The organism is Streptomyces sp. RLA123 (assembly GCF_056270165.1).
The window spans coordinates 998249-1021276 of the sequence record NZ_JBWDOR010000003.1 but is presented as its reverse complement, the minus strand read 5'-3'; the positions used below and the strand labels follow the sequence as shown (position 1 = coordinate 1021276).

The 23028-nt window shown below is 73.0% G+C and carries 21 protein-coding genes and 1 pseudogene; 9 read left to right on the top strand and 13 right to left on the bottom strand.

Features of this window, described 5'->3' with window-relative positions:
* Window positions 1-27: 27 nt before the first annotated feature.
* From RV983_RS04695 to RV983_RS04685, 3 genes and pseudogenes are all read right to left on the bottom strand, one after another.
* Window positions 28-420 carry a hypothetical protein gene (locus RV983_RS04695; RefSeq protein ID WP_475984495.1) on the bottom strand — a complete coding sequence of 131 codons (393 nt, stop codon included), beginning with the start codon at window positions 418-420 and terminating at the stop codon, window positions 28-30.
* A 110-nt stretch (window positions 421-530) separates the two neighbouring features.
* Complete coding sequence (locus RV983_RS04690) at window positions 531-992, bottom strand: MarR family winged helix-turn-helix transcriptional regulator (protein WP_475984494.1); 462 nt, start codon at window positions 990-992, stop codon at window positions 531-533.
* Between the two features lie 103 nt (window positions 993-1095).
* Window positions 1096-2428 (bottom strand): annotated as a pseudogene (locus RV983_RS04685) (M28 family metallopeptidase).
* Between the two features lie 165 nt (window positions 2429-2593).
* Between RV983_RS04685 and RV983_RS04680 the strand changes: the two are divergent.
* Window positions 2594-2971, top strand: a complete 378-nt coding sequence (locus RV983_RS04680; RefSeq protein WP_475984493.1) for an RNA-binding S4 domain-containing protein — start codon at window positions 2594-2596, stop codon at window positions 2969-2971.
* Window positions 2972-3642: 671 nt separating this feature from the next.
* Window positions 3643-4356, top strand: a complete 714-nt coding sequence (locus RV983_RS04675) for a hypothetical protein (RefSeq protein WP_475984492.1) — start codon at window positions 3643-3645, stop codon at window positions 4354-4356.
* A 60-nt stretch (window positions 4357-4416) separates the two neighbouring features.
* Here RV983_RS04675 and RV983_RS04670 read toward each other — a convergent pair whose 3' ends face one another.
* Complete coding sequence (locus RV983_RS04670) at window positions 4417-4860, bottom strand: YchJ family protein (RefSeq protein WP_475984491.1); 444 nt, start codon at window positions 4858-4860, stop codon at window positions 4417-4419.
* A gap of 93 nt (window positions 4861-4953) precedes the next feature.
* Between RV983_RS04670 and RV983_RS04665 the strand changes: the two genes are divergently transcribed.
* Complete coding sequence (locus RV983_RS04665; RefSeq protein ID WP_475984490.1) at window positions 4954-5859, top strand: ATP-grasp domain-containing protein; 906 nt, start codon at window positions 4954-4956, stop codon at window positions 5857-5859.
* 24 nt (window positions 5860-5883) lie between these two features.
* Here RV983_RS04665 and RV983_RS04660 read toward each other — a convergent pair whose 3' ends face one another.
* The 5 genes from RV983_RS04660 to RV983_RS04640 all read right to left on the bottom strand — a co-directional run bounded on the left by RV983_RS04660 (window position 5884) and on the right by RV983_RS04640 (window position 11195).
* Window positions 5884-6651, bottom strand: coding sequence for a uracil-DNA glycosylase (locus RV983_RS04660; protein ID WP_475984489.1), 768 nt, complete (start codon window positions 6649-6651; stop codon window positions 5884-5886).
* Between the two features lie 372 nt (window positions 6652-7023).
* Window positions 7024-9333, bottom strand: a complete 2310-nt coding sequence (locus RV983_RS04655; RefSeq protein WP_475984488.1) for an MMPL family transporter — start codon at window positions 9331-9333, stop codon at window positions 7024-7026.
* Window positions 9334-9393: 60 nt separating this feature from the next.
* Window positions 9394-10014 (bottom strand): TetR/AcrR family transcriptional regulator, encoded by a 621-nt coding sequence (locus RV983_RS04650; protein ID WP_475984487.1) that lies wholly within the window; start codon window positions 10012-10014, stop codon window positions 9394-9396.
* A gap of 45 nt (window positions 10015-10059) precedes the next feature.
* On the bottom strand, window positions 10060-10419 hold the full coding sequence (locus RV983_RS04645; RefSeq protein ID WP_475984486.1) for a hypothetical protein: 360 nt from the start codon (window positions 10417-10419) through the stop codon (window positions 10060-10062).
* Window positions 10420-10454: 35 nt separating this feature from the next.
* A complete protein-coding gene (locus RV983_RS04640; RefSeq protein ID WP_475984485.1) occupies window positions 10455-11195 on the bottom strand; it encodes a TetR/AcrR family transcriptional regulator in 741 nt (246 codons plus the stop codon).
* A gap of 146 nt (window positions 11196-11341) precedes the next feature.
* On the opposite strand from RV983_RS04640, the gene RV983_RS04635 reads away from it, so the two are divergent.
* Complete coding sequence (locus RV983_RS04635; RefSeq protein ID WP_475984484.1) at window positions 11342-12565, top strand: saccharopine dehydrogenase family protein; 1224 nt, start codon at window positions 11342-11344, stop codon at window positions 12563-12565.
* Between the two features lie 37 nt (window positions 12566-12602).
* On the opposite strand, the gene tgmB is transcribed toward RV983_RS04635, so the two are convergent.
* The 3 genes from tgmB to RV983_RS04620 form a co-directional block, all read right to left on the bottom strand.
* On the bottom strand, window positions 12603-13535 hold the full coding sequence (gene tgmB, locus RV983_RS04630; RefSeq protein WP_475984483.1) for an ATP-grasp ribosomal peptide maturase: 933 nt from the start codon (window positions 13533-13535) through the stop codon (window positions 12603-12605).
* Between the two features lie 23 nt (window positions 13536-13558).
* Complete coding sequence (gene tgmA / locus RV983_RS04625) at window positions 13559-13750, bottom strand: putative ATP-grasp-modified RiPP (protein ID WP_475984482.1); 192 nt, start codon at window positions 13748-13750, stop codon at window positions 13559-13561.
* A 269-nt stretch (window positions 13751-14019) separates the two neighbouring features.
* Window positions 14020-15543, bottom strand: a complete 1524-nt coding sequence (locus tag RV983_RS04620) for a cryptochrome/photolyase family protein (protein WP_475984481.1) — start codon at window positions 15541-15543, stop codon at window positions 14020-14022.
* Between the two features lie 222 nt (window positions 15544-15765).
* On the opposite strand from RV983_RS04620, the gene RV983_RS04615 reads away from it, so the two are divergent.
* Window positions 15766-16152, top strand: coding sequence for a DUF427 domain-containing protein (locus RV983_RS04615; RefSeq protein ID WP_475984480.1), 387 nt, complete (start codon window positions 15766-15768; stop codon window positions 16150-16152).
* Between the two features lie 41 nt (window positions 16153-16193).
* Here RV983_RS04615 and RV983_RS04610 read toward each other — a convergent pair whose 3' ends face one another.
* Window positions 16194-17081 carry an amidohydrolase family protein gene (locus tag RV983_RS04610; protein WP_475984479.1) on the bottom strand — a complete coding sequence of 296 codons (888 nt, stop codon included), beginning with the start codon at window positions 17079-17081 and terminating at the stop codon, window positions 16194-16196.
* 93 nt (window positions 17082-17174) lie between these two features.
* Between RV983_RS04610 and RV983_RS04605 the strand changes: the two genes are divergently transcribed.
* The 4 genes from RV983_RS04605 to RV983_RS04590 are packed head-to-tail and all read left to right on the top strand — an operon-like array spanning window position 17175 to window position 23026.
* Window positions 17175-18374 (top strand): CaiB/BaiF CoA transferase family protein, encoded by a 1200-nt coding sequence (locus RV983_RS04605; RefSeq protein ID WP_475984478.1) that lies wholly within the window; start codon window positions 17175-17177, stop codon window positions 18372-18374.
* Window positions 18375-18404: 30 nt separating this feature from the next.
* Window positions 18405-19547, top strand: coding sequence for an acyl-CoA dehydrogenase family protein (locus tag RV983_RS04600; RefSeq protein WP_475984477.1), 1143 nt, complete (start codon window positions 18405-18407; stop codon window positions 19545-19547).
* 43 nt (window positions 19548-19590) lie between these two features.
* Entirely contained in the window at window positions 19591-20805 is a 1215-nt protein-coding gene (locus RV983_RS04595) for an acetyl-CoA C-acetyltransferase (RefSeq protein ID WP_475984476.1), read from the top strand.
* A gap of 37 nt (window positions 20806-20842) precedes the next feature.
* Complete coding sequence (locus tag RV983_RS04590) at window positions 20843-23026, top strand: 3-hydroxyacyl-CoA dehydrogenase NAD-binding domain-containing protein (RefSeq protein ID WP_475984475.1); 2184 nt, start codon at window positions 20843-20845, stop codon at window positions 23024-23026.
* Window positions 23027-23028: the final 2 nt, after the last annotated feature.

Here is a 23028-nt window from a genome sequence, read left to right as displayed (position 1 = left end):
GCGGGTGGGACGGGCGGCTCGGCGGTCTCAGCGGTCGGAGATCTCCGTCAGGCGGACGCGGAGCTCGACCTCCTGGTCACCGGAGACGCTGCCCTGCTCCTCCAGTTCGAAGCAGTCGCCGAGCACCTTCTTGACCTCGCGGACGTGCCGCGGGCCGCCGGACAGGTCGGCGGTGAGCGTGCCGTCGAGGTGGACCGGCCCCAGCTCGTGGCCGTGGCTGCGCGTGTCGACGGAGGCCGCCCACACGGTCGGGTGCGTGGCGCCGGGCCGTGGCTCCACGGCCTCGGTCAGGCTCTCGCCGGGGCGCGTGGGGAAGGCGGCTTCCAGCGCGCCCAGTACGGCTCCTGCGTCCTGCTTGGCGCAATCGGTGAGCATGACGTCGACGTGGGAGTCATGGGAGTCGGTGTGGTACGTGGTCATCGGCGATTCTCCTCTCGCGGGATGCCCCGTCGGGGTGCGGCGATGCGGCGACCGCGGTCCGCGCCCCTCTCAGCGTAGGTCGGTGCCCGCCGGGCCGCAGCGGGCCACGGTCACGCGCCGGTGCCCAGCGACTCCAGTGCCGTGACCAGGGGCGCGAGTTCGGGATGCGCGGCGGCCTCGGAGAGCGCCTGGCGCAGTGCCTCGTCGTGGGTCGGACGGGCCTGCGCGAGCAGGGCGAGGCCGGCCTCGCCGACGTCGGTGTAGATGCCGCGGCGGTCGGTCGCGCACAGGTAGCGCGTGAGCAGTCCGCGGTCCTCCAGCCGCGTCACCAGCCGTGTGGTGGCGCTCTGGCTCAGCACCACGGCGTCGGCCACCTGCGCCATCCGCAGATGGCCGCCCTCGCCCGTGTGCTGGCGGCTGAGGACGTCGAGCAGGGAGAACTCGCGCACGCTCAGCCCGTGCCCGGCCTCGAGCGCGCGCTCGACGTGGGCCTCGATCCGGTCGTGGAGCAGGGACAAGGCGCACCAGCTCTGCGTGAGCCGGGTGGGTGCGGAGTCCGTGGTGGCGACCATACGGCCATGATAAGTCGCGCCGCCGATAATCGGCGCGTGCAAATGTTTCGCCCGACGAGCCGGGTTCCGGGTGGACCCGGCTCGTCGGCGGGGGCCGGAACGGTCAGAAGGTCAGCTTCCAGCTGTTGATGTAACCCGTGTCCTGCGCCGCCACGTCACGGACGCGGAGCTTCCAGGTTCCGGCCGCGACTTCGGCGGACGCGTTGACGGCGTACGTCGTGATGACGTTGTCGGCCGAGTCGCCGCTGCTGGAGTTCTTCAGCCGGTACGCGGTCCCGTCCGGGGCGACCAGGTCGACGACGAGGTCACCGCGCCAGGTGTGGCGGATGTCGACGCCGACGGCGAGGGCGGAGGGCGCGTTGCCGGAGATGCCGCTGACGGTGACGGGGGACTCCGCGGCCGTGCCCGCGTCGGGGATGGTCACGTCGGCGGTGTTCTCGAACACCGTGCCCGGCGGGGGAGCCGTGGCGGTGGCGAGTGTCCAGATCGCGTTGGCGATGGCGTCGGTGTTGTTGTCCAGCGCGGTGTCGTTGATGTTGGACGCCGTGTCGCAGGAGGAGTGGTAGCAGCGGTCGAAGGCCAGCCCCGAGGTGCCGCCCCACTTCTGCGCCTGCGCCGCCGTCTTGATGTAGTCGGCGCCACTGAACAGGCCGCCGACGGGCACGCCCGCGTTCTTGAAGGGCGCGTGGTCGGATCGGCCGGTCGCCCTCGGTCTCGATCTCGGTAGCGATCCCCTTGGCGGTGAACCAGTCCTTGAAGACCTTCTCCAGCGCGGTGTTGTCGTCGTAGACGAAGTAGCCGGGGTTCGGCGAGGCGATCATGTCGAAGTTCAGATAGCCGTCGATTTTGCCGCGGTCCGCGGTGGACAGGCTGTTCACGTACGCCTTGGAGCCGATCATGCCGAGTTCCTCGGCCCCCCACCATCCGAACCGCAGGTGCTTGGTGGGCTGGAGGTTCTCGCGGGCGACCGCGAGGGCGGTCTCCAGGACGGCGGCGGAACCGGAGCCGTTGTCGTTGATGCCGGGACCCGCGGTCACGGAGTCGAGGTGCGAGCCCGCCATGATCACGTGGTTGGTGTCGCCACCGGGCCAGTCGGCTATGACGTTCCAGCCGGTGGCGCCGCCCGACGTGAACGGCTGGAGCGTGGTGGTGTATCCGGCCGCGTCCAGCTGGGCCTTCACATAGTCGGCGGACGCCCGGTAGCCGGTCCGGCCGTGGGCGCGGTTGCCGCCGTTGGCGGTGGCGATCGACTGCAGCCGGCTGAGGTGCGCCTTGACGTTGGCGACCGGGATGTCGGGCGCGGCGGCGAGGGCCGGCCGGGCCGAGGCGGGCGTGGCGGAAACGGGCGTGGCGGAAACGGGCGTGGCGGAGGCGGTCAGAAGGGCCGCGGCCAAGGCGCCGGCGGCGCCGGCCGCGACGAGTCTGATTGCGGGCACAGGTCACTCCGGTGTGTGGGGGGATGGAGTCGCGCTGGGAGGGGACGCTCTTGAGCGAACTTTGACGCGTACATGCCTGTGCAGATCCTGTGTACCGCGGGGGCTTCCGTCAAGGGCGCATACCGGACGCCGCGTTCCGCGAAGCGGGCGCGCTAGGGTCGGACCATGGCTGACGACGAGGGCCCGGTGCGGGTCGACGCCTGGATCTGGTCCGTCCGGCTCACGAAGACGCGTTCGATGGCCGCCACCGCGTGCCGGGCCGGTCACGTGCGCGTCAACGGCGAGCGCGTGAAGCCCGCGCACGCCGTCCGCCCGGGCGACGAGGTACGGCTCCGCGGCGCCGGGCAGGAGCGGGTCGTCGTCGTGTCCCGGCTGGTCCGCAAGCGTGTCGGGGCGACGGTGGCCGCCGAGTGCTTTGTCGACAACAGCCCGCCGCCGCCCACTCCGGAGGAGGTAGCGGCGCCCGTGGTCCGCGATCGCGGCACCGGCCGCCCCACCAAACGCGACCGGCGCGACATGGAGCGCCTGCGCGGCGCCCGCTGACGGCCCGGTGGGCCGGCTGTCCCGGTCCTCGGGCCCGGCGTTGCCTCCCGGTGGTGCGCTACGGCGGGCCGGAGGTGCCGCGCGTCCTCGGCCTCGGATGGCCTGGCGGCGGGCGGCGGGCGGCAGGCGGTCCCTGGTCCGCGGTCGCGTGGCGCTCGCTGGGAGGCGAGGCGGACAGGCTGCGGTGCCGGTGCTGGTGCCGGACGGAAGGGGCGGGAGTCCGGATCGCGGCCTTGGCCAAAACGCTCGGCTACAGGAGTCCTGGGCGGGCAGCCCAGGGCGTTGGGCCGGGCCGGGGCCGGTCGGGCTCGACGCCCCGGTGGGCCGGGAGGCGGTGTCCTTGGGGGCCGGGACGCGTGGCCTCGGGCGTCCTGGGCGGGTAGGCAGAGGGCGTCGAGGCGGGCCGGCAGTTCTCGTGGTGCCGGTCCCGGGGCCGGTCGAGCATGCGTGACGAGCCGTTGACGGCCACGACGTGCCCGTCCGGGAGGAGGTCCAGCAGCAGCCGGGACGTCGGCGCCGGCCCGCCGAGCACCCACCCGCGACGCACGCCCCCCCTTGTCCGGCGCCCCCCCCGCGGCAGGATGACGTGCGGGCGGCTCCCTGGGAAGTGGCCCCCGGCCGCCGCCCTACCCCGGTTCCAAAGCCGCACCGCGGCCTGGAATGGTGTACGCGTGCATGCGAACGAGGGTGACAGTCCCGGGCCGTTGACGACGTGCTGGAACTACTGGATGGCCGTACCCACGGGTGACCAGGGCGGACTCATGGAACTCCTCGGCCTCGTCCACTCCAGGCCGGTGCGCTTCGCCGAAGCTGCCGCCGTGCTCGATGCCGACACTCACGGCGGCGTCGGCGAGGACGCGGTCTTCGGTGCGCGGGTCTACGTGTCCCCCGAGCTCGACGGCTGGACCTTGATCGTCGGCGACTGGTGCAACCCCTGCGACGAGGAGCGCAGGGAGGAAGTCCTTCAGATCTGCACCATGCTCAGTGCCCACTACGGCCAGGCGCAGGCCTACTACTACGGCGCTCAACGTGACGGATCGGCATGGCTGGTGGCCGAGGGCGGCGATGTCGTCCGGCGATACTGCGAGACGGGCGAGGGCGAGGACGAACTGCTCACCCTCGGGGATCCGCTGCCCTACGAGCGGGCCCGCCGAGCGGAACTGGGCCTGTCACCGGAGTGGGACGCCGCCGGGGAGAGCGACGAGGACGAGGACGAGTGGAGGGCGGCCGCCTTGGACATGGCGCCCGACATCGCCGCCACGTTCGGCCCCACCCCTTTGACCCTCACTCCGCACACCCCGGTGCGAGGCGCGGGGGTGCTCGCGCTGACGCCGCACGGAGTGGCACGCGGCGTCGCACCGGGAGTGGACGGCGTGCGGCTCTGACCTCGTGTCGGGGGCCCAGGAGGGAGCAGGACCGGCGCGTACGGGTCCGTTCGCCACCGCTCAGGGCAGCGGCGCCACGTACACCCAGGCCCCGTCGTGGCGGACGAAGCGGCTCTGCTCCTCCATGGCGTCACGGTCGCCGTGCAGCGCGTAGTGCGCCCGGAAGGTGACGGTGCCCTCGGTGTGGAAGGCGCTGCCGTCGGTCGTGCCGAGGATCTCCAGGCGCTCCCAGCGCAGATGGGGGTCGAGGGCGAGCTCGGCGGGGCGGGTGTCAGGGTGCCAGGTGTGCAGGACGTAGGCGGCGTCGTGGACCGCGTACGCGGTGAAGCGGGAGCGCATCAGGGCCTCGGCGGTGGGCGCGGCGGCGTGGCCCGCGTGGTAGCGGCCGCAGCAGTCGGCGTACCCGGCGGGGAGGCCGCAGGGGCAGGGGGCTGCGGGGGAGTGGAGGACCGGCCGGGTGTGCGGGCGGGGGGCGGAACGGCGGCCGGGGCGCGACTTCGACATGGCGCAATTGTGCCGTGCGGGAGGCTCCCGACCGGCGCCGACCCGGCCCGGATACGCTGCCGGGGTCACGGCAGCCGACCCGGAGGAGTTCCCGTGCCGCGCAGCACGAGCCGTACGAGCGGTCCGAGGATCGCGCTGGTGACGTGCGCACCGCGCCAGGGCACCAGCACCGACCGCGACCTGCCGTTCCTGCGGGAGGCCGTCGCGGTCGCCGGCGCCGAGGCCGTCGTCGTCCACTGGGACGACCCCGCCGTGGACTGGGCCTCCCTCGACCTGGCGGTCATACGCTCCACCTGGGACTACACCTGGCGGACCGCGGAGTTCCTGCCGTGGGCCGACCGCTGCGGGGCGGCGACCACGCTGGCGAACCCGCCGGCCGTCGTCCGCTGGAACTCCGACAAGCGCTACCTCGGCGAGCTGTCCGCGCGGGGCGTCCCCGCCGTCGCCACCCGCTATCTGCCGCCGGGATCCGAGCCGGACGGCCTCCCCGACGACCGTGAGTACGTGGTGAAGCCGGCCGCCGGAGCAGGCGCCCGCTACGCCGGCCGCTACCGCGCGGGCGGCCACCTCGCCGCGCGGGCGCACATCGCGCGCATGCACGCCGAGGGCCTCACCGCCATGGTCCAGCCCTACATGCCGGCCATCGACTCCAGCGGGGAACGGGCCCTGGTCTTCATCGGCGGCCGTTTCCTGCACGCCGTCGCCAAGAACGCCGTCCTCTCCCACGGAACGGCCTACGACGCGACCAAGGTGGCTCACCCGGGCGTGCGCCCGTGGACCCCGACCGCGGCCGAACTCGCCACTGCCGAAGCTGCGTTGGCAGTGGTCCCCGCTGCCTCCTCCGAGCTGCTCTACGCGCGCGTCGACCTGGTCGACGACGAGGACGGCGCGCCGCGCGTCATGGAGCTGGAGTTGATCGAGCCCAACCTCTTCCTCGGCCTCCACCCGGCCTCGCTGCCCGTCGTCGCCGAAGCGATCGTCACCGCCGCCCGGCGCTGATCCACGGGCCGGGGGCCGCGCGCCTCACACTTCGGGCCGCAGCCCGGCGTACGCGGCGCCGCGTGCCAGGACCTCGCGGAGCATCGCCGGGGTGAGCCGTCCCGTGAAGGTGTTCTGCTGGCTGACGTGGTAGCAGCCCAGCAGGTGCAACGGCGGCTCCGAGCCGCCGGCGCCGGGCAGTTCGACGTGCGCGCCGTGCCCGAAGCGGGGGAGCGGGCGCGGCAGGCGGCGGCCGGAGTCGGCGAGCACCGGCAGCAGGGCCTGCCAGCCGAAGGCGCCGAGCACGACGACGGCACGCAGGGTGGGCCGCAGCAGCTCCAGTTCGCGCACCAGCCAGGGGCGGCAGGTCAGCCGCTCGTCCGTGGTGGGCTTGTTGGCGGGCGGCGCGCAGTGCACCGGAGCGGTCACCCGCACCCCGTACAGCTCCAGGCCGTCGCCGCGCGCGGTGGACGTCGGCTGGGAGGCCAGCCCCTCCGCGTGCATCGCGGCGAACAGCACGTCGCCGGAGCGGTCGCCGGTGAACATCCGGCCGGTCCGGTTGCCGCCGTGGGCCGCGGGGGCCAGCCCGACGATGGCCAGGGCGGCGTCCGACGGGCCGAGGCCCGGCACGGGCCGGGCCCAGTACTCCTCGTCCGCGTACGCCCGGCGCCGCACCCGGGCGGTCTCCTCGCGCCAGGCCACCAGCCGCGGGCAGGCACGGCATCCGGTGAGCGCCTCGTCCAGGGCCGCCAGACCCGTTGCCCGCGCGGCGGCGTGGACCGGGAACTGCGGCGACTCCTCCGGTGCTGCCATCGGTGGCCCCCTTCGCGGTCGTCCGGCTGCGGCACCACCACGCTACCGGGTGTATTTGCACCGGGCTTCAGCCTGGTGGTGAGGCGAATCCGGGAACTGTTCTGACGTGGGCTGTGGGCATGGGTCCGTGTGGTTCACCTCGGCAGGGGTCAGAGCGGCGGGTTCTGCTGCTCGATGTACTGCTTCACGGTGCCGAGTGGCGCGCCGCTGACCGACCCGGCGGAGTACGAGCCGGAACTCGGAACACAGACGCTGTGCCCGCCAGCAGTGGCGGACGAGGTCGGGGAGCTCCTGGCGGACCTCCCCCTAGGGGGAGGGGATGTCCATGAGGCCCCCGCGCGGTCGCAGCGAGGCCCTCGCCGGGCGGCGGCGTCAGACGCGCACGGGCCGGAGCAGGTCGTCCCCGCCCTGCCGGTCCCCGTGGTCCTCGAAGCCGTCCGGGCCGGGCCCCTGGTGGCTGCCGGTGCCCGTGTCCGGCACCCGCAGCCCCTCGCCCTCGACGTCCACGTTCGGCAGGAGGCGGTCCAGCCACTTCGGCAGCCACCACGCCCGCTTGCCGAGCAGGGCGAGCACCGCCGGGACGATGGCCATGCGCACGATGAACGCGTCGAAGAAGACCGCGATCGCGAGGCCGAAGCCGATCGACTTGATCATCGACTCGCCGGACCCGATGAAGCCGGCGAACACGGCGATCATGATGACCGCGGCGGCGGTGACCACCCGGGCGCCGTGCCGGAAGCCGGTCACGATCGCCTGGCCGGGCCGCTCCCCGTGCACATACGCCTCCCGGATCCGGGTCACCAGGAACACCTCGTAGTCCATCGCCAGGCCGAAGACCACGCCCACCAGGAAGATCGGCATCATCGACATGATCGGGCCGGTCTGCTCCACCCCGAGCAGCGAGGCGAACCAGCCCCACTGGAAGACCGCGACGACGGCGCCGAGGGCGGCCATCACCGAGAGCAGGAAGCCCAGGGCCGCCTTCAGGGGCACGAGCACCGAGCGGAAGACGACGATCAGCAGGAGGAATGCCAGTCCGACGACGAGCCCCAGATAGGGCAGCAGGGCGTCGGTGAGCTTCTGCGAGGTGTCGATGTTCAGCGCGGTGGTGCCGGTGACGGAGATCCTCGCCCCGGTGTCCGCGGTGATCTCCCCGCCGGTGGCGCGGATCGCCTTGACCAGCCCCTCGGTCTCGGTGCTGCTCGGTTTGGAGTCCGGCACCACGTTCATGACCGCGGTGTCCCCGGCCCCGTTGAAGGTCGCCCGGGTGACGGCGGCGACGTCGTCGAGGCCCTTGAGGCTCTTGGCGACCTCCGTGACCGCGTCCTTCGGGTCGGCGGCGCCCCGGGCGTCGGTGACGACGACCAGCGGTCCGTTGAAGCCGGGGCCGAAGCCGTCGGAGAGCAGGTCGTAGGCGCGGCGCTGCGTGGTCGAGGAGGGCTGGGAGCCGTCGTCGCCGAGGCCGAGCTCGATCGATGCGGCGGGCACCGCGACCGCGCCGAGCGCGGCGGCGCAGAGCAGGAGGACGGCGACGGGCCGCCGGATGACGAAGCGCGCCCAGCGGGTGCCCATGTTCGGCCGTTCGGTGCCCCGCGCGGCCAGGTTCCGCGCCTTGCGGTGGGCGTGCTGTTCGGCCGTCCTCGCGCGGCGGCGGAGCAGGCCGCCGCGCGCGTCGGCGGGCCGGATGCGGCGCCGGGCGAAGCCGATGAGCGCCGGGATCAAGGTGAGCGCGATGAGCACGGCGATGACGACGGTGCCCGCGGCCGCGATGCCCATCTTCGTCAGCATGGGGATGTCGACGACGGACAGGCCGACGAGCGCGATCACCACGGTGAGGCCGGCGAAGACCACGGCGGAGCCCGCCGTGCCGACGGCCCGGCCCACGGCCTCCTCGCCCTCGCGGCCCTCGGCGAGTTCGGCGCGGTAGCGGGAGACGATGAACAGCGCGTAGTCGATCCCGACCGCGAGGCCGATCATCATGGCGAGGGTGGAGGTGGTCGAGCCGAGGTCGAGCGCGCTGGCCAGGGCGGTGATCGAGCTGACGCCGATGCCGACGCCGACGAGGGCGGTGAGCAGCGGCAGACCGGCGGAGACGAGCGAGCCGAACGTGATCACGAGGACGACGGCGGCGATCGCGATGCCGATGACCTCCGTGGCGCCCGTCTCGGGTGCGGCCTGGAGTGCGTCACCGCCGATCTCGACGGTCAGCCCGTCCGCGCGGGCGTGCTCGGCCGCCTTCTCCAGCGCGTCGCGAGAGGAGTCCTTCAGCTGCATGCCGGGGACGTCGTAGGCGACCCGGGCGTATGCGGTCGTGTGATCCGTGCTGACTGCCTTGGCCGTGAACGGGTTGTCCACGGAGGCGACTTCGGAGCCCCGGCGCAGTTCCGCGACGGTCGTCCCGACGGCCTTCTTGTTGGCGGGGTCGGTCATCTTCTCGCCGGCGGGGGCCTTGAAGACCACGCGGGCGGTCGCCCCGTCGGAGCTGGACCCGGGGAAGCGCTGGTCCAGCAGGTCGAACGCCTTCTGGGACTCCGTCCCGGGGACGGAGAAGGACGAACTCCCCGCGGCGGGCGCGTTGGCGGCGCCGACACCCGCGAGCGCGAGCAGCGCCACCCAGATCAGGACGGCGAAGTTCCGTCGCCGGTAGGCGAGTCTGCCGATGCGGTAGAGGAAAGTGGCCACGAGGACGTACTCCCGGTCGGGTCGTGGAAGGGCGGGGCGGGGGTGTGCGGCCGCGCCGGGCTAGCCGGCGGGCGCACCGTCACCGACGGGGGCGACACCGAGCGCGGGCAGGATCACGGCGTCCAGATAGGCGGTCAGGTAGGCCACCGTCGGGGGCCGGTCCTCGATCACGGCGCGGGTGGCGAAGGCGCCCACGAGCATGTGCATGAGGTAGTCGAGCGCGGGGTTGTCGGCGCGGACCTCGCCGCGGTCGACGGCCCGCCTCAGTACGGCGTTCAGACCGCTGCGCTCCGGTTCGACCATCAGCTCGCGGAAGGCGCGCAGCAGGTCGGGGTTGGCGTGCATCGCCATCGCCAGCCCGCGCATGAGCGCGAAGTCGCGCGCCAGCCGGCTGTCGTCCTCGACGGTGAGCATCGCGTGGAAGTCCCCGCGCAGGCTCCCGGTGTCGATGTCGGCGGCGTGCACCGGTTTCTGGTGCCGCAGCGCCCTTGCCACCAGTTGGGCCTTGCCGCCCCACTGGCGGTAGAGGGTCGCCTTGCTGCAGCGCGAGCGGGTGGCGAGCGAGTCCATGGTGAGGGCCTCGTAGCCGACCTCGCGGAGCAGGTCCAGCGTGCTGGTGTACAGCTCCTCCTCCCGCTCGGGCGTGAGGCGGGAGCGGCGCTCCACGGAGGCTTCGGACATGGTGTCCCACCGATCTAAACGAAACGGTTTCGTACTCATCTGAGCCTAGGGCAGTGCACACCGAAACGAAACCGTTTCGTACGTGTCCTGTGTCACGCCTCCGGCGGGAACTCGCGGTCCGGGGAGCGGGGCGAGTGGGACGGCACGCGGGAGGGGGAAGCCGGGGGAGACGGAGGTGCGGCGGACGAGGGGACGCGTGACCATGCCGAGGAGCAGGCCGGCGGGCAGGCCGCAGAGGTTGTCGGCGATGTCCTGGGCGTCGGCGGCACGCATCAGCCGCACGACCTCGTACCGCACGGTCTCGATGGCGAGGGGCAGGACGCAGCCGGCGGCCGCCAGGCCCAGGGCCCGCCGGGCCGGACGGGCGCGGGCGACGGCCGGGCCCAGCGGCTCGAACAGCAGCACGTTGGTGAATCCCGCCCGGGGCCCGGGCCGCGGCCTCAGGGACGGCGGTCCGGCGGACCCGGTGCCGCGCCGGCGCGTGCCCGCGTCAGGCGGCTCTCGGCGCTGTCGAGGAACATCTCCAGTGCGGTGGGGTAGGCGCTGCGGTTCATACGGGCGACCAGCAGGCCGGCGGTGGCGGCGATGTGCGGATGGGTGCGGGCGGGGAGACGGGCATAGGTGGCGCCCCATACGGCGTGGTCGGCCTCGCGGGCGGCCGCGGGGAGGGCGAGGGTGGCCGCGTCGAGGGCGGCGAAGGCCAGGGCCTGGTCGATGAAGGCCTGGTAGACGGCGACCGCGTCGGGGTCGGGGAACCCGGCCGTGCGGAGGATGCCGAGGATGGTCTCGTCCGCGGCGGTCTCATGGGGGCGGCCAGAGACACGGCCGGCGGTCAGCACGGCCGCCTGGGGGTGGGCCTGGTACGCGGAGTGGACGCGCAGGCCCAGGTCGCGCAGGTCGGCGCGCCAGGCGCCGGTGCCCTGCCAGCCGTCGACGGCGCGGCCCATGAGGTCGTCGGCGATGGCCAGGATCAGGTCGTCCATGCCCCGGAAGTAGCGGTAGAGGGCGCTGGGGTCCGCGCCGAGAGCCGTGCCGAGCCGCCGCGCGGTCAGACCCGCGCTGCCGTGCTCGCGGAGCACGCGCAGCGCGGTGTCGACGATCAGCCGGTGCGACAGGACGGCTCCGCCGCGGGTGGGGCGGCGGCGCCTGCGGTCCGCTTCCGGGACCGGTTTCTTCGGCACGGCCGCCTCCCTCGCACGCTGTCCGGACGCTGTGGCGACCTTATGCCAACGCCATTGACCGTAGGAACGGGCAGGGCGTTCGATCGGGTCCATCGGGTCACCCCTGTCAGAGGCGGCACCGCCTCGGGAACGGAGACTGGTCAGCCATGCGAGTACTGCTTGTGGGAGCCGGCGGCGTGGGCACCGCGATCACCCGGATCGCGGCCCGGCGGGAGTTCTTCGAGGCGATGGTGGTCGCCGACCGCGACCTGGCACGCGCGGAGGCCGCCGTCGCCGCCGTGTCCGCCGGCGGTGACACCCGGTTCACCGCCGCCCGGGCCGACGCGTCCGACGAGGCCGCAGTGACCGCGCTGCTCGCCGCGCACCGCTGCGACGTGCTGCTCAACGCCACCGACCCGCGGTTCGTGATGCCGCTGTTCGGCGCGGCGCTCGCGGCGGGCGCCGACTATCTCGACATGGCGATGTCGCTGTCCCGCCCGCACCCGGAGCGCCCGTACGAGGAGTGCGGCGTCAAGCTCGGCGACGAGCAGTTCGAGCGGGCCGCGGAGTGGGAGAGGGCCGGGCGGCTGGCGCTGGTCGGCATGGGCGTCGAGCCGGGGCTGTCGGACGTCTTCGCCCGTTACGCGGCCGACGAACTCTTCGACACCATCGACGAACTAGGGGTGCGGGACGGCGCGAACCTCACCGTCGACGGCTACGACTTCGCGCCCTCGTTCAGCATCTGGACCACGATCGAGGAGTGCCTGAACCCTCCGGTGGTCTACGAGGAGGGCCGCGGCTGGTTCACCACGGCGCCCTTCAGTGAGCCGGAGGTCTTCGACTTCCCCGAGGGCATCGGCCCGGTCAGCTGTGTCAACGTCGAGCACGAAGAGGTGCTGCTGATGCCGCGCTGGGTGGACGCCCGGCGGGTGACCTTCAAGTACGGGCTGGGCGAGGAGTTCATCGGCACCCTCAGGACCCTCCACCAACTGGGCCTGGACCGCACAGGGCCCGTCACGGTGGCGGGCCGGGACGGCCAGGTCCGGGTCAGCCCGCGCGATGTCGTGGCCGCCTGCCTGCCCGACCCCGCCGCGCTGGGCGAGCGCATGCACGGCAAGACGTGCGCCGGGACGTGGGTCACCGGGACACGGGACGGCCGGCCGCGCGAGGTGTACCTGTACCACGTGGTCGACAACCAGTGGTCGATGCGCGAGTACGGCTCCCAGGCCGTCGTCTGGCAGACCGCCGTCAACCCCGTGGTGGCAATGGAGTTGATGGCCTCCGGAGCCTGGGCCGGATCCGGGGTGCTCGGGCCCGAGGCGTTCGCGCCGCGGCCCTTCCTGGACCTGCTGACCGGCTACGGGTCCCCTTGGGGCATCCGGGAGTCCTGACACGATGTCATGACGGTCCGTCAGGCGCGCGTCCCGGTCAGCCCGTGTCGGGCGCCAGCCAGCCCGAGATCGCGTCCGTGATCGGCAGCCCGGTCGCCAGCTCGACGAAGCCGAACTGGCCGCCCTGGTTGCACTCCAGGAACCACCAGGTGCCGTCGTCGTCCTCGGCGAAGTCGAAGGCACCGTAAGCCAGTTGGGCGGCGTCCATGAACGCGCGCACGGCGCGCGCGATCCGGGCGGGTGCCGCGACGGGTTCCCACCGCGCGTCGTCCGGGCTGCCGAAGCGCCCGTCGACCTGGTCGGGGCCGGACTTCTTGCGGGCGGTGAACAGCCGGTTCCCCACGCAGGTCAGACGGACGTCGGCGGCCTTGCGGATGTACTCCTGCAGCAGGGTGGGGCCCGCCGCGACCGCGGAGAAGTCGGCATCGGGGGCGACCAGGGTGGTCGGCAGGGCCAGCGGCGGATTGCCCGGGTGCGTGCCGGAGACGGACTTGACCACCAGGTGCGGATGCTGCTCGGCGAACTCCCTTGCCGCCTGCGGGAAGGTGGTGATCAAGGTGGCCGGGACCGCGAACCCCGCGTGGTGCGCGGTGAACAACTGCCAGGGCTTGTAACGGGCCTGCTCCGCGGCGGAGGGATGGTTCATCCATCGCGCCCGCACGCAGCGCAGGGCCCCGTACAGCGCCCGTCCGGTCTCCGCGGACAGCCACTCGGACTGCTCGACGGCTCCGGAGCCGGGCGTGCCGGGCCTGCGGATCCAGATGGAGCGCAGGCTGCTCATGCTGACCAGGCGCTCGTGGACGGACAGGTAGCCGTGCACGTCGCCGCGCACGTACTCGGCCGACATGGAGACCTCGCCGGGCAGTTCGGCGGGGTCCAGGCGCACGACGGGTGCCCCGCGGTCGTGCAGCGCGGCGACCACCAGGTCGGCTGTCACGTCTTCGGGGGAGGTGAGGATCAGGACGGTCATGGGCGGCGGGTGGGCAGGGGCGGTCAGTCGTCGAAGTGCGTCTTGGAGCCCGCGGTGGAGACGGTGGCGCCGGTGGCGAGCAGCAGCCCCCGGTCGCTGATGACGGGACGTCCGTCGGGCAGGACGTTCAACTGAAGCGCGGAGTCGTAGGTGTAGTTGGGTATGAACGTTTCCGGTGTAGCCGGCCGGGCATGAATCAGCGCGAACGGTCGCATGGCTTCTCCTCACTGTCTCTCCGGGCCGGGCGGGTTCCGGGCCCTGCGCCCAACTGCGGCTCTACGTATGAGACTCGCTCGGGAGTCCGAACCGTTCCCTGTTACCGGTGTGACGCAGGTAACTATACGTGCCTGGAGTGCATTGAGTTCGCTACTCTCCGTAATAATTCGACTCTGATGGGTACATGACGCCGCGGCGCATCCCCCTTCGCGTACCCGCTGCGCGGCGAAGGTTGCACACCGTCACAGGTGTGTCCCGTGATGGTCCGTCACGGGGGTCCGTCGCCGCGCCCGGCCTCCCGCGCCAGCACGTCGGGAAGGTCGCCGAGCCGGTCAAGCCCGCGAACTGCCTGCGCAGTGCGGTGATTTGCCGCCAGCCGGGTGCGGTGCCGGTGCAGGAAGGACCAGTAGCCGGTGGTGTACGGGCAGGCGCGCTCCCCGGTCCGTTCCGTGGGGCGGTAGACGCAGCCGTCGCACAGGTCGCTCATGCGGTGGATGTAGGCGCCGCCGGAGGTGTACGGCTTGGTCGTCATCAGGCCGCCGTCCGCGAACTGTGACATGCCGGTCACATTCGGGGCCATGACCCAGTCGTAGCCGTCGACGAAGCAGCGGTGGAACCAGTCGGTGAGTTGCTCCGGGTCCCAGCCGCGCTGGAGCGCGTGGCTGCCCAGCACCATCAGCCGCGGGATGTGGTGCGTCCAGCCGGTGTCCCGGACCTGGGCCAGCACCGTCGCCAGACAGCGGGCCTGCACCGCGTCCGCGTCCAGATCGAGGAACCAGCCGGGCAGCGGGGTGTGGTGGCGCAGCGCGTTGCGGTGCCGGTAGTCCGGGCCGAAGTGCCAGTACAGGTGCCAGACGTACTCCCGCCAGCCGGCGATCTGCCGGACGAAGCCCTCCACGCTGTTCAGCGGCGCCTCCCCGGACCGCAGCGCCCGCTCCGCCCGGTCCAGGCACTCGGCGGGATGGATCAGTCCCAGGTTCAGCGGCGCGGAGAGCAGGCTGTGGCCCATGACCGGGTCGCCGGCCAGCATCGCGTCCTCGTGGCGGCCGAAGTCCGGCAGCCGGTGGGCGGTGAAGCGGCGCAGCGCGGCGAGCGCCTCCCGGCGGGTGGCCGCGAAGCGCCGCGGCCCGTCGCGGCCGACGAAGCGGACCAGGCCGTCGCGTTCCCAGCGGTCCAGGTCGTGCCGCACCTCCTCGTCGACGGCGTCCTCGCGGGGCAGCCACGGCTCCGGGGTGCCGAGTGCGCCGCCGTGGCAGTCGCGCGGCGGGGGCTCCCGGTTGTCCTGGTCCAGGTTCCAGCGGCCGCCCACCGGCCGGTCGCCGTCCATGAGCAGGTCGTGCGAGCGGCGCACCCAGCGGTAGAAGTCCTCGAGCCGCAGCCGCCCGCCCTCCCGGCCGTCCACCCACGCGGCGAAGTCGGCGGCCGGCACCAGGAAACCGCGGTCGGGCAGCACCGCGACCCCGTCCAGCGCCGTCACCAGACCGAGCGCGGCGCGCGAGGTCGGACGGCAGACGGTCACCGGTCCCTTGCCGACCGCCTTCCGCAGTCCCTCGCCGTAGGTCTCGGCCCGCACATAGTGGACCCGGTCGCCGAGTTCCGCGGCGCGATGACGCATCGCCGAGAGCACCAGATGGGCCTTCGCCCGGTGGAAGCGGCGGCGCGCGAGGACCGAGCGGGCCTCGATCATCACCACGGGCGCTCCGGGATCCGGTCCGCCGCCGGCGGAGTCGAGGAAGTGCGGTCCCAGTTGGTCGCCGAACAGCCAGTGCGGGCGGGGCGTGCGGGGAGTCATCGGGCTGCGCTCCCGGAAGGTGGCCTGAGAATCGGGACAAACCATGGTGTACCGACCGGTCCGCCGACCGCGCGCCGCACCGCCCGAACGTGTGCCCGGGAGTACAACGGAGGGAGGGACCGAGGGCCGGTCCGAACGAGGAGCGTGCCGTGCCCGCGCCGCAGGAGTCCGTCCGGGAGTACCCGCGACCGCCGGCCGTCCAGGCCGTCGCGGAGCGCCTGTGTGCCGAGTGGGCGGGGCCGCGTGGTGGCCGGCACCCGGCTCGCCGTCCGCGTGCGGGAGGCCGGCATCCCGCCGGTCCGCCGCCTCCCGCCGGACGCCGTGTCCGCGGGACTGCCGCGGCCCTCCGCCGTGCGCACGCCGGGCGAGTGGAAGGGGCAGGCCGCCCACGGGGACGACGTCGTCGGCGAACGGGTCTCCCGCGAGGCCGCCTGGAGCCGTCCGCGAGGCGGAGGGCGAGGAACCCCGCGATCTCCCTCCTCCCGCGCGGACCGCTGCCTGGTGGACGGCGAGGCGGTCGTCCCGAAGCCGGGCGGTCCCTGCCTCGGCTGGATCACCTCACGCGTCACCGGCCCTTGCAGGGGCGCCGCGGGAACGGCCCGCCGGTGACACGGCACGGCAGGGCGCGGTATGCCGCGACCGGGAGCCGCTCAGCGGTCGAGCCCGAACAGCCGGGCCGCGTTGTCGTGCAGCACGCCGCGCACCCATGCGTCGCCGAGCCCCAGCCGGGCCACCGCCTCCACGGCCTCCAGGTACGCGTGGGGGATGTTGGGGAAGTCGCTGCCGAACAGCACGCGGTCGCCGAGGTCGGCGAGCGGGCCGCGCAGCCCGGCCGGGAACGGGGCGTCGGCCTCGGCGAAGGCGGTGAAGGCCATCGTCGTGTCAAGGTGCACACCGGGGTGACGGGCCGCCAGGCCGAGGAAGTCGCCGTACTCGGGCATGCCCATGTGCGCGACGACCAGGCGCAGCCGCGGGTGCCGGGCCAGCAGCCTGCGGATCGGCTCAGGGCCTGTGTGGCGGCCGGGCACCGGGCCCGACCCGCAGTGCGTGACGACGGGGACGCCGGCCTCGGCGAGCAGCCCCCACACGTCGTCCAGCAGCGGATCGTTGGGGTCGAACCCGCCCACCTGGACGTGGCACTTGAAGACCCGTGCGCCGGACTCCAGCGCCTGCCGCACGTAGCCCGCCGCCTCCGGCTCAGGGAAGAAGGTCGCGGTGTGCAGGCAGTCCGGCGTGCGCGCGGCGAAGTCCGCCGCCCAGGCGTTGAGCCAGGCCGCCATGGCGGGCTTGTGCGGGTAGAGCATCGAGGTGAAGGCCCGGACGCCGAACGAGCGCAGCGCGGCGACGCGCTCCTCCTCGTCCTCCCGGTACGCGATGGGCCACGGCCGGCCGGTCAGCGGGCCCACGCCGTCGAAGTACGCCCACACCTTGGCCAGCACACGTTCCGGCATGAAGTGCGTGTGCACGTCCACGATCCCCGGCAGCCCCAGCTCCCGCCAGAGGTCCTTCACCCGTACGTCGTCATCCGGCCGTGCCACGTCGGCCACCCCTTGTCACCCGCTCCGGGTCTCCATAGCATCTTCAGTGTTACACCATTACTGTCATGTCCCGCCGAAGAGGCCGGAGGAACGATGGCCGAGGGACGCCCGGACCCGCTCGGACCGGACCCGCGCGCGCCCGCGACGGATGCCCTCCCGGCGGCGGGCGGCCCGCTCGCCGGGGTGCGCGTCGTGGAACTCGCCGGGATCGGTCCGGCGCCCTTCGCCGCCATGCTCCTCGCCGACCTCGGCGCCGACGTCGTCCGCGTGGACCGGCCCGGCGGCGCGCGGCTGGGCGTGGACCCGGACCACGACGTCACCAACCGCAACAAGCGCTCGGTCGTGGTCGACCTCAAGGACGAGGGCGGTGCCGCGCTCGTCCTCGGCCTCGCCGAGCGGGCCGACATCCTGCTGGAGGGGAACCGCCCCGGCGTCGCCGAACGCCTCGGCGTCGGCCCGGCCGACTGCCACGCCCGCAACCCCCGCCTCGTCTACGGCCGGATGACCGGCTGGGGCCAGGACGGCCCGCTGGCCCTGAACGCGGGTCACGACATCGGCTACATCGCCACCGCCGGCACCCTCGGCATGATCGGGCCCGCGGGCGGCCCGCCCGCCGTCCCGGCCAACCTGCTCGGCGACTACGCCGGCGGCTCCCTCTACCTGGTGACCGGGGTGCTGGCCGCGCTCCACCACGCCCGTGCCACCGGGACGGGCCAGGTCGTCGACGCCGCCATCGTGGACGGCGCCGCCCACCTCGGTGCGATGATCTGGGGCATGCTGGCCGCGGGCGCCTGGCAGGACCGCCGCGCCGCCAACCTGCTGGACGGGGGCTGCCCCTACTACGCCGTCTACGCGACCGCCGATGGTGCCTGGATGACGGTCGGCGCCCTGGAGCCCGCCTTCTACGCCGAGTTCGCCCGGCTGCTCGGGCTTCCCGACGACGCGCCCGACCGCGGCGATCTCGCCCGCTGGGGCGAACTGCGGTCGCTGATCGCGGAGCGCTTCGCCACGCGTACGCGCAAGGAGTGGACCGAGGTGTTCGAGGGCAGCGACGCCTGTGTCGCGCCGGTACTGTCGTTGTACGAGGCGGCCGAGCACCCGCACCTGGCCGCCCGCGGCACCTTCGTCACGGCCGGCGGCATCACCCAGCCCGCCCCGGCCCCCCGCTTCTCCGCCACCCCCGCGAGCCTGCGCCGGCCCCCGGCCCGGCCCGGAGCCCACACCGCCGAGGTCGCCCGCGACTGGGACGTCCCGGCACTGACCCCCGAGGCCGGCCGGCGTACCCGGCCCTGACCGCGACGTCCCTCCCCGAAGGCAGGCAGCATGCAGCGCGAGCTCTTCTCGGCCGAGCACGAGGCGTTCCGGGCGACGGTGCGGACGTTCCTCGCCAAGGAGGTCCTGCCGCACCACGACCGGTGGGAGAAGGCGGGCATCGTCGACCGTGAGGCATGGCTCGCGGCCGGCCGCCAGGGGCTGCTGGGCATCGCCGTCCCCGAGGAGCACGGCGGCGGGGGCACCGGGGACTTCCGCTACGCGGTCGTCCTGGCCGAGGAGTTCGCCTGCGCCGGGGCCCACGGCCTCGCCCTCGGCCTGCACAACGACATCGTCGGCCCGTATCTGACGGGGCTCGCCACCGAGGAGCAGAAACGCCGCTGGCTGCCCGGCTTCTGCAGCGGCGAGATCATCACCGCCATCGCCATGACCGAACCGGGCGCCGGCTCGGATCTCCAGGGCATCCGCACGACCGCCGTGGACGGGGGCGACCACTGGGTCCTGAACGGCGCCAAGACCTTCATCTCCAACGGCATCCTCGCCGACCTCGTCGTGGTGGTCGCCCGCACCACCCCCGAGGGCGGGGCACGGGGCCTGAGCCTGCTGGTCGTCGAGCGCGGCATGGCCGGCTTCGACCGCGGACGCAACCTCGACAAGATCGGGCAGAAGGCGCAGGACACGGCGGAGCTCTTCTTCACCGATGTGCGGGTGCCCAAGGAGAACCTGCTCGGCGCCGAGAACCAGGCGTTCTTCCACCTGATGGCCAACCTCGCCCAGGAACGCCTGGGCATCGCCGTCGCGGCGGCGGCCGCCGCCGAGCACCTGCTGGAGATCACCACCCGGTACGTCAAGGAGCGCGAGGCCTTCGGCCGCCCGCTCGCCCGGCTCCAGCACATCCGCTTCGAGATAGCCGAGATGGCGACCGAGTGCGCGGTCACCCGTGCCTTCACCGACCGCTGCGTGACCGAGCACAGCGCCGGCCGGCTCGACGCGGTGCACGCCTCGATGGCCAAGTGGTGGGCCACCGAACTGCAGAAGCGGGTGGCCGACCGCTGCCTCCAACTGCACGGGGGTTACGGCTACATGGCCGAGTTCCCGGTGGCGAGGGCGTTCATCGACGGCCGCATCCAGACCATCTACGGAGGCACCACGGAGATCATGAAGGAGATCATCGGCCGCTCGCTGCTGGACTGACCCGTACGACCCCCCCACCACCCTCACCGAAAGGCATCCGACGTTGAGCACCGACGCCTACGTCTACGAGGCCATCCGCACCCCGCGCGGGCGCGGAAAGGCCAACGGCTCCCTGCACGGCACCAAGCCCGTCGACCTGGTCACCGGGCTCATCGACGAGCTGCGGCGCCGGCTGCCCGGCCTCGACCCGGCCGCCATCGACGACGTCGTGCTCGGCGTCGTGACCCCGCTCGGCGACCAGGGTTCCGACATCGCCAAGACCGCGGCGATCCTCGCCGGTCTGCCCGAGACCGTGGCCGGCGTTCAGGAGAATCGCTTCTGCGCCTCCGGCCTGGAGGCCGTGAACATGGCCGCCGCCAAGATCCGCTCCGGCTGGGAGGACCTGGTCCTGGCCGGCGGCGTGGAGTCCATGTCCCGCGTCCCCATGGGCTCCGACGGCGGCGCCTGGGCCATGGACCCGATGACCAGCTACACCACCGGTTTCGTCCCCCAGGGCGTCGGTGCCGACCTCATCGCCACCATCGAGGGCCTCAGCCGCCACGACGTGGACACCTACGCCGCCGAGTCCCAGGCCCGGGCCACCGAGGCGTGGAAGGAGGGCCGCTTCGACCGTTCCGTCGTCCCCGTCCTGGACCGCAACGGGCTGGTCGTCCTCGACCGCGACGAGCACATCCGCCCCGGCACCACCGCCGAGAGCCTGGCCGGCCTCAAGCCGTCCTTCGCCACGATCGGCGAGGCCGGCGGCTTTGACGCCGTCGCCCTGCAGAAGTACCACTGGGTCGAGAGGATCGACCACGTCCACCACGCGGGCAACTCCTCCGGCATCGTCGACGGCGCCGCCCTGGTCGCCATCGGCAACCGCGAGATCGGCGAGCGCTACGGACTGACCCCGCGCGCCCGCATCGTCTCCGCCGCGGTCTCCGGCTCCGACCCCACCATCATGCTCACCGGACCGGCCCCCGCCAGCCGCAAGGCGCTCGCCAAGGCCGGGCTCACCATCGACGACATCGACCTCGTCGAGATCAACGAGGCCTTCGCCGCCGTCGTCCTGCGCTTCATGCGGGAGATGGGCCTGAGCCACGACAAGGTCAACGTCAACGGCGGCGCCATCGCGCTCGGCCACCCCCTCGGCGCCACCGGCGCCATGATCCTGGGCACCCTGATCGACGAACTGGAGCGCCGCGACCAGCGGTACGGACTCGCCACGCTGTGCGTCGGCGGCGGTATGGGCATCGCCACCGTCGTCGAACGCCTCTGACCTCCTGTCCCGCACCCCGCAACGGAGCCGACCGAACATGACCGCTCTTCCGACGAACACCACCATCCGCTGGGAGCAGGACGAGACCGGCGTGGTCACCCTCGTCCTCGACGACCCGAACCAGTCCGCGAACACGATGAACCAGGCCTTCAGGGAGTCCCTGCGGGCCGTCGCCGACCGCCTGGAGGCGGAACGCGAGAGCGTGCGCGGCGTCATCGTCACCTCCGCCAAGAAGACCTTCTTCGCCGGCGGCGACCTCAAGGACATGATCAAGGCCGGGCCCGGGGACGCCCCGCAGATCTTCGCGGCCGGCATGGCGATCAAGCGCGACCTGCGCCGCATCGAGACCCTCGGCAAGCCCGTCGTCGCCGCCGTCAACGGCGCCGCGCTCGGCGGCGGTTACGAGATCGCGCTGGCCTGCCACCACCGGGTCGCGCTCGACGCGCCCGGCTCGAGGATCGGCCTTCCCGAGGCGACCCTCGGCCTGCTCCCCGGAGGCGGCGGCGTCGTCCGCACCGTCCGGCTGCTCGGCATCACCGACGCGCTCCTCAAGGTGCTGCTCCAGGGCACGCAGTACGACCCGCAGCGCGCCCTGGACAACGGCCTGATCCACGAGGTGGCCGCCGACCGCGAGGACATGCTCGCCAAGGCGCGTGCCTTCATCGACGCGCACCCCGAGTCGGCGCAGCCCTGGGACACCAAGGGATACCGCATCCCGGGCGGCACCCCCAGCACCCCCGCCTTCGCCGCCAACCTGCCCGCCTTCCCGGCCAACTTGAGGAAGCAGCTCGCCGGCGCGCCCTACCCGGCCCAGCGCAACATCCTCGCCACCGCCGTGGAGAGCGCCCAGGTCGACATCGACACCGCCTTCACCATCGAGACCCGCTACTTCACCGAGCTGGTCACCGGCCCCATCGCGAAGAACATGATCCAGGCGTTCTTCTTCGACATGCAGGCCGTCAACTCCGGCGCCAGCCGCCCCAAGGGCGTCCCGGCCCGCCCCGTCACCAAGGTCGCCGTCCTCGGCGCCGGGATGATGGGCGCGGGCATCGCCTACTCCTGCGCCAAGGCCGGCATCGAGGTCGTCCTCAAGGACGTCTCCGCCGAGGCCGCCGGGCGCGGCAAGGCGTACTCCGCCGGACTCCTCGACAAGGCCCTGGCCAAGGGCCGTACGACCCAGGAGAAGCGCGACGCGCTGCTCGCCCGGATCCACCCCACCGCCGACCCGCAGGACCTGGCGGGCTGCGACGCCGTCATCGAGGCGGTCTTCGAGGACCCGGCACTGAAGCACAAGGTCTTCCAGGAGATCGAGAGCGTCATCGCCCCCGACGCCCTGCTGTGCTCCAACACCTCCACGCTGCCCATCACCCTGCTCGCCGAAGGGGTGCAGCGCCGCGAGGACTTCATCGGCCTGCACTTCTTCTCGCCGGTCGACAAGATGCCGCTGGTGGAGATCATCAAGGGCGCCCGCAGCGGCGACGAGGCGCTGGCCCGCGCCTTCGATCTGGTGCGGCAGATCCGCAAGACCCCGATCGTCGTCAACGACTCGCGCGGCTTCTTCACCTCGCGCGTCATCGGGCACTTCATCAACGAGGGCGTCGCCATGGTCGGCGAGGGCGTCGACCCCGCCACCGTCGAGCAGGCCGCCGCCCAGGCCGGCTACCCGGCCAAGGTCCTCTCGCTGATGGACGAACTGACCCTCACCCTGCCCCGCAAGATCCGCAACGAGTCGCGGCGCGCGGTGGAGGAGGCCGGCGGCAGCTGGCAGCCGCACCCGGCCGACGCGGTCATCGACCGGATGGTCGAGGAGTTCGACCGTCCGGGACGCAGCGGCGGAGCCGGGTTCTACGAGTATGCCGACGGCAAGCGGGCGGGCCTGTGGCCCGGGTTGCGCGAGCACTTCACCGAGCCCGGGGCGGCGGACGTCCCCTTCGAGGACCTCAAGGAGCGCATGCTCTTCGTCGAGGCCCTGGACTCGGTGCGCTGCCTGGAGGAGAACGTCCTCGTCTCCGTCGCCGACGCCAACATCGGATCCATCCTCGGCATCGGCTTCCCCGCCTGGACCGGCGGCGTCCTGCAGTACATCAACGGCTACCCCGGCGGCCCGGCGGGCTTCCTCGCGCGCGCCGGAGAACTGCGGGCCGCCTACGGCGAGCGCTTCGCGGCACCTGAGCTGCTGGTACGGAAGGCCGAACGCGGCGAGACCTTCACCGACGGCTGACC

Bases quoted from the DNA above. Each gene is read 5' to 3' on its own strand.
- RV983_RS04695 (WP_475984495.1), bottom strand. From the start codon at position 420: ATGACCACGTACCACACCGACTCCCATGACTCCCACGTCGACGTCATG.
- RV983_RS04690 (WP_475984494.1), bottom strand. From the start codon at position 992: ATGGTCGCCACCACGGACTCCGCACCCACCCGGCTCACGCAGAGCTGG.
- RV983_RS04680 (WP_475984493.1), top strand. From the start codon at position 2,594: ATGGCTGACGACGAGGGCCCGGTGCGGGTCGACGCCTGGATCTGGTCC.
- RV983_RS04670 (WP_475984491.1), bottom strand. From the start codon at position 4,860: ATGTCGAAGTCGCGCCCCGGCCGCCGTTCCGCCCCCCGCCCGCACACC.
- RV983_RS04660 (WP_475984489.1), bottom strand. From the start codon at position 6,651: ATGGCAGCACCGGAGGAGTCGCCGCAGTTCCCGGTCCACGCCGCCGCG.
- RV983_RS04650 (WP_475984487.1), bottom strand. From the start codon at position 10,014: ATGTCCGAAGCCTCCGTGGAGCGCCGCTCCCGCCTCACGCCCGAGCGG.
- RV983_RS04635 (WP_475984484.1), top strand. From the start codon at position 11,342: ATGCGAGTACTGCTTGTGGGAGCCGGCGGCGTGGGCACCGCGATCACC.
- tgmB (WP_475984483.1), bottom strand. From the start codon at position 13,535: ATGACCGTCCTGATCCTCACCTCCCCCGAAGACGTGACAGCCGACCTG.
- tgmA (WP_475984482.1), bottom strand. From the start codon at position 13,750: ATGCGACCGTTCGCGCTGATTCATGCCCGGCCGGCTACACCGGAAACG.
- RV983_RS04620 (WP_475984481.1), bottom strand. From the start codon at position 15,543: ATGACTCCCCGCACGCCCCGCCCGCACTGGCTGTTCGGCGACCAACTG.
- RV983_RS04605 (WP_475984478.1), top strand. From the start codon at position 17,175: ATGGCCGAGGGACGCCCGGACCCGCTCGGACCGGACCCGCGCGCGCCC.
- RV983_RS04600 (WP_475984477.1), top strand. From the start codon at position 18,405: ATGCAGCGCGAGCTCTTCTCGGCCGAGCACGAGGCGTTCCGGGCGACG.
- RV983_RS04590 (WP_475984475.1), top strand. From the start codon at position 20,843: ATGACCGCTCTTCCGACGAACACCACCATCCGCTGGGAGCAGGACGAG.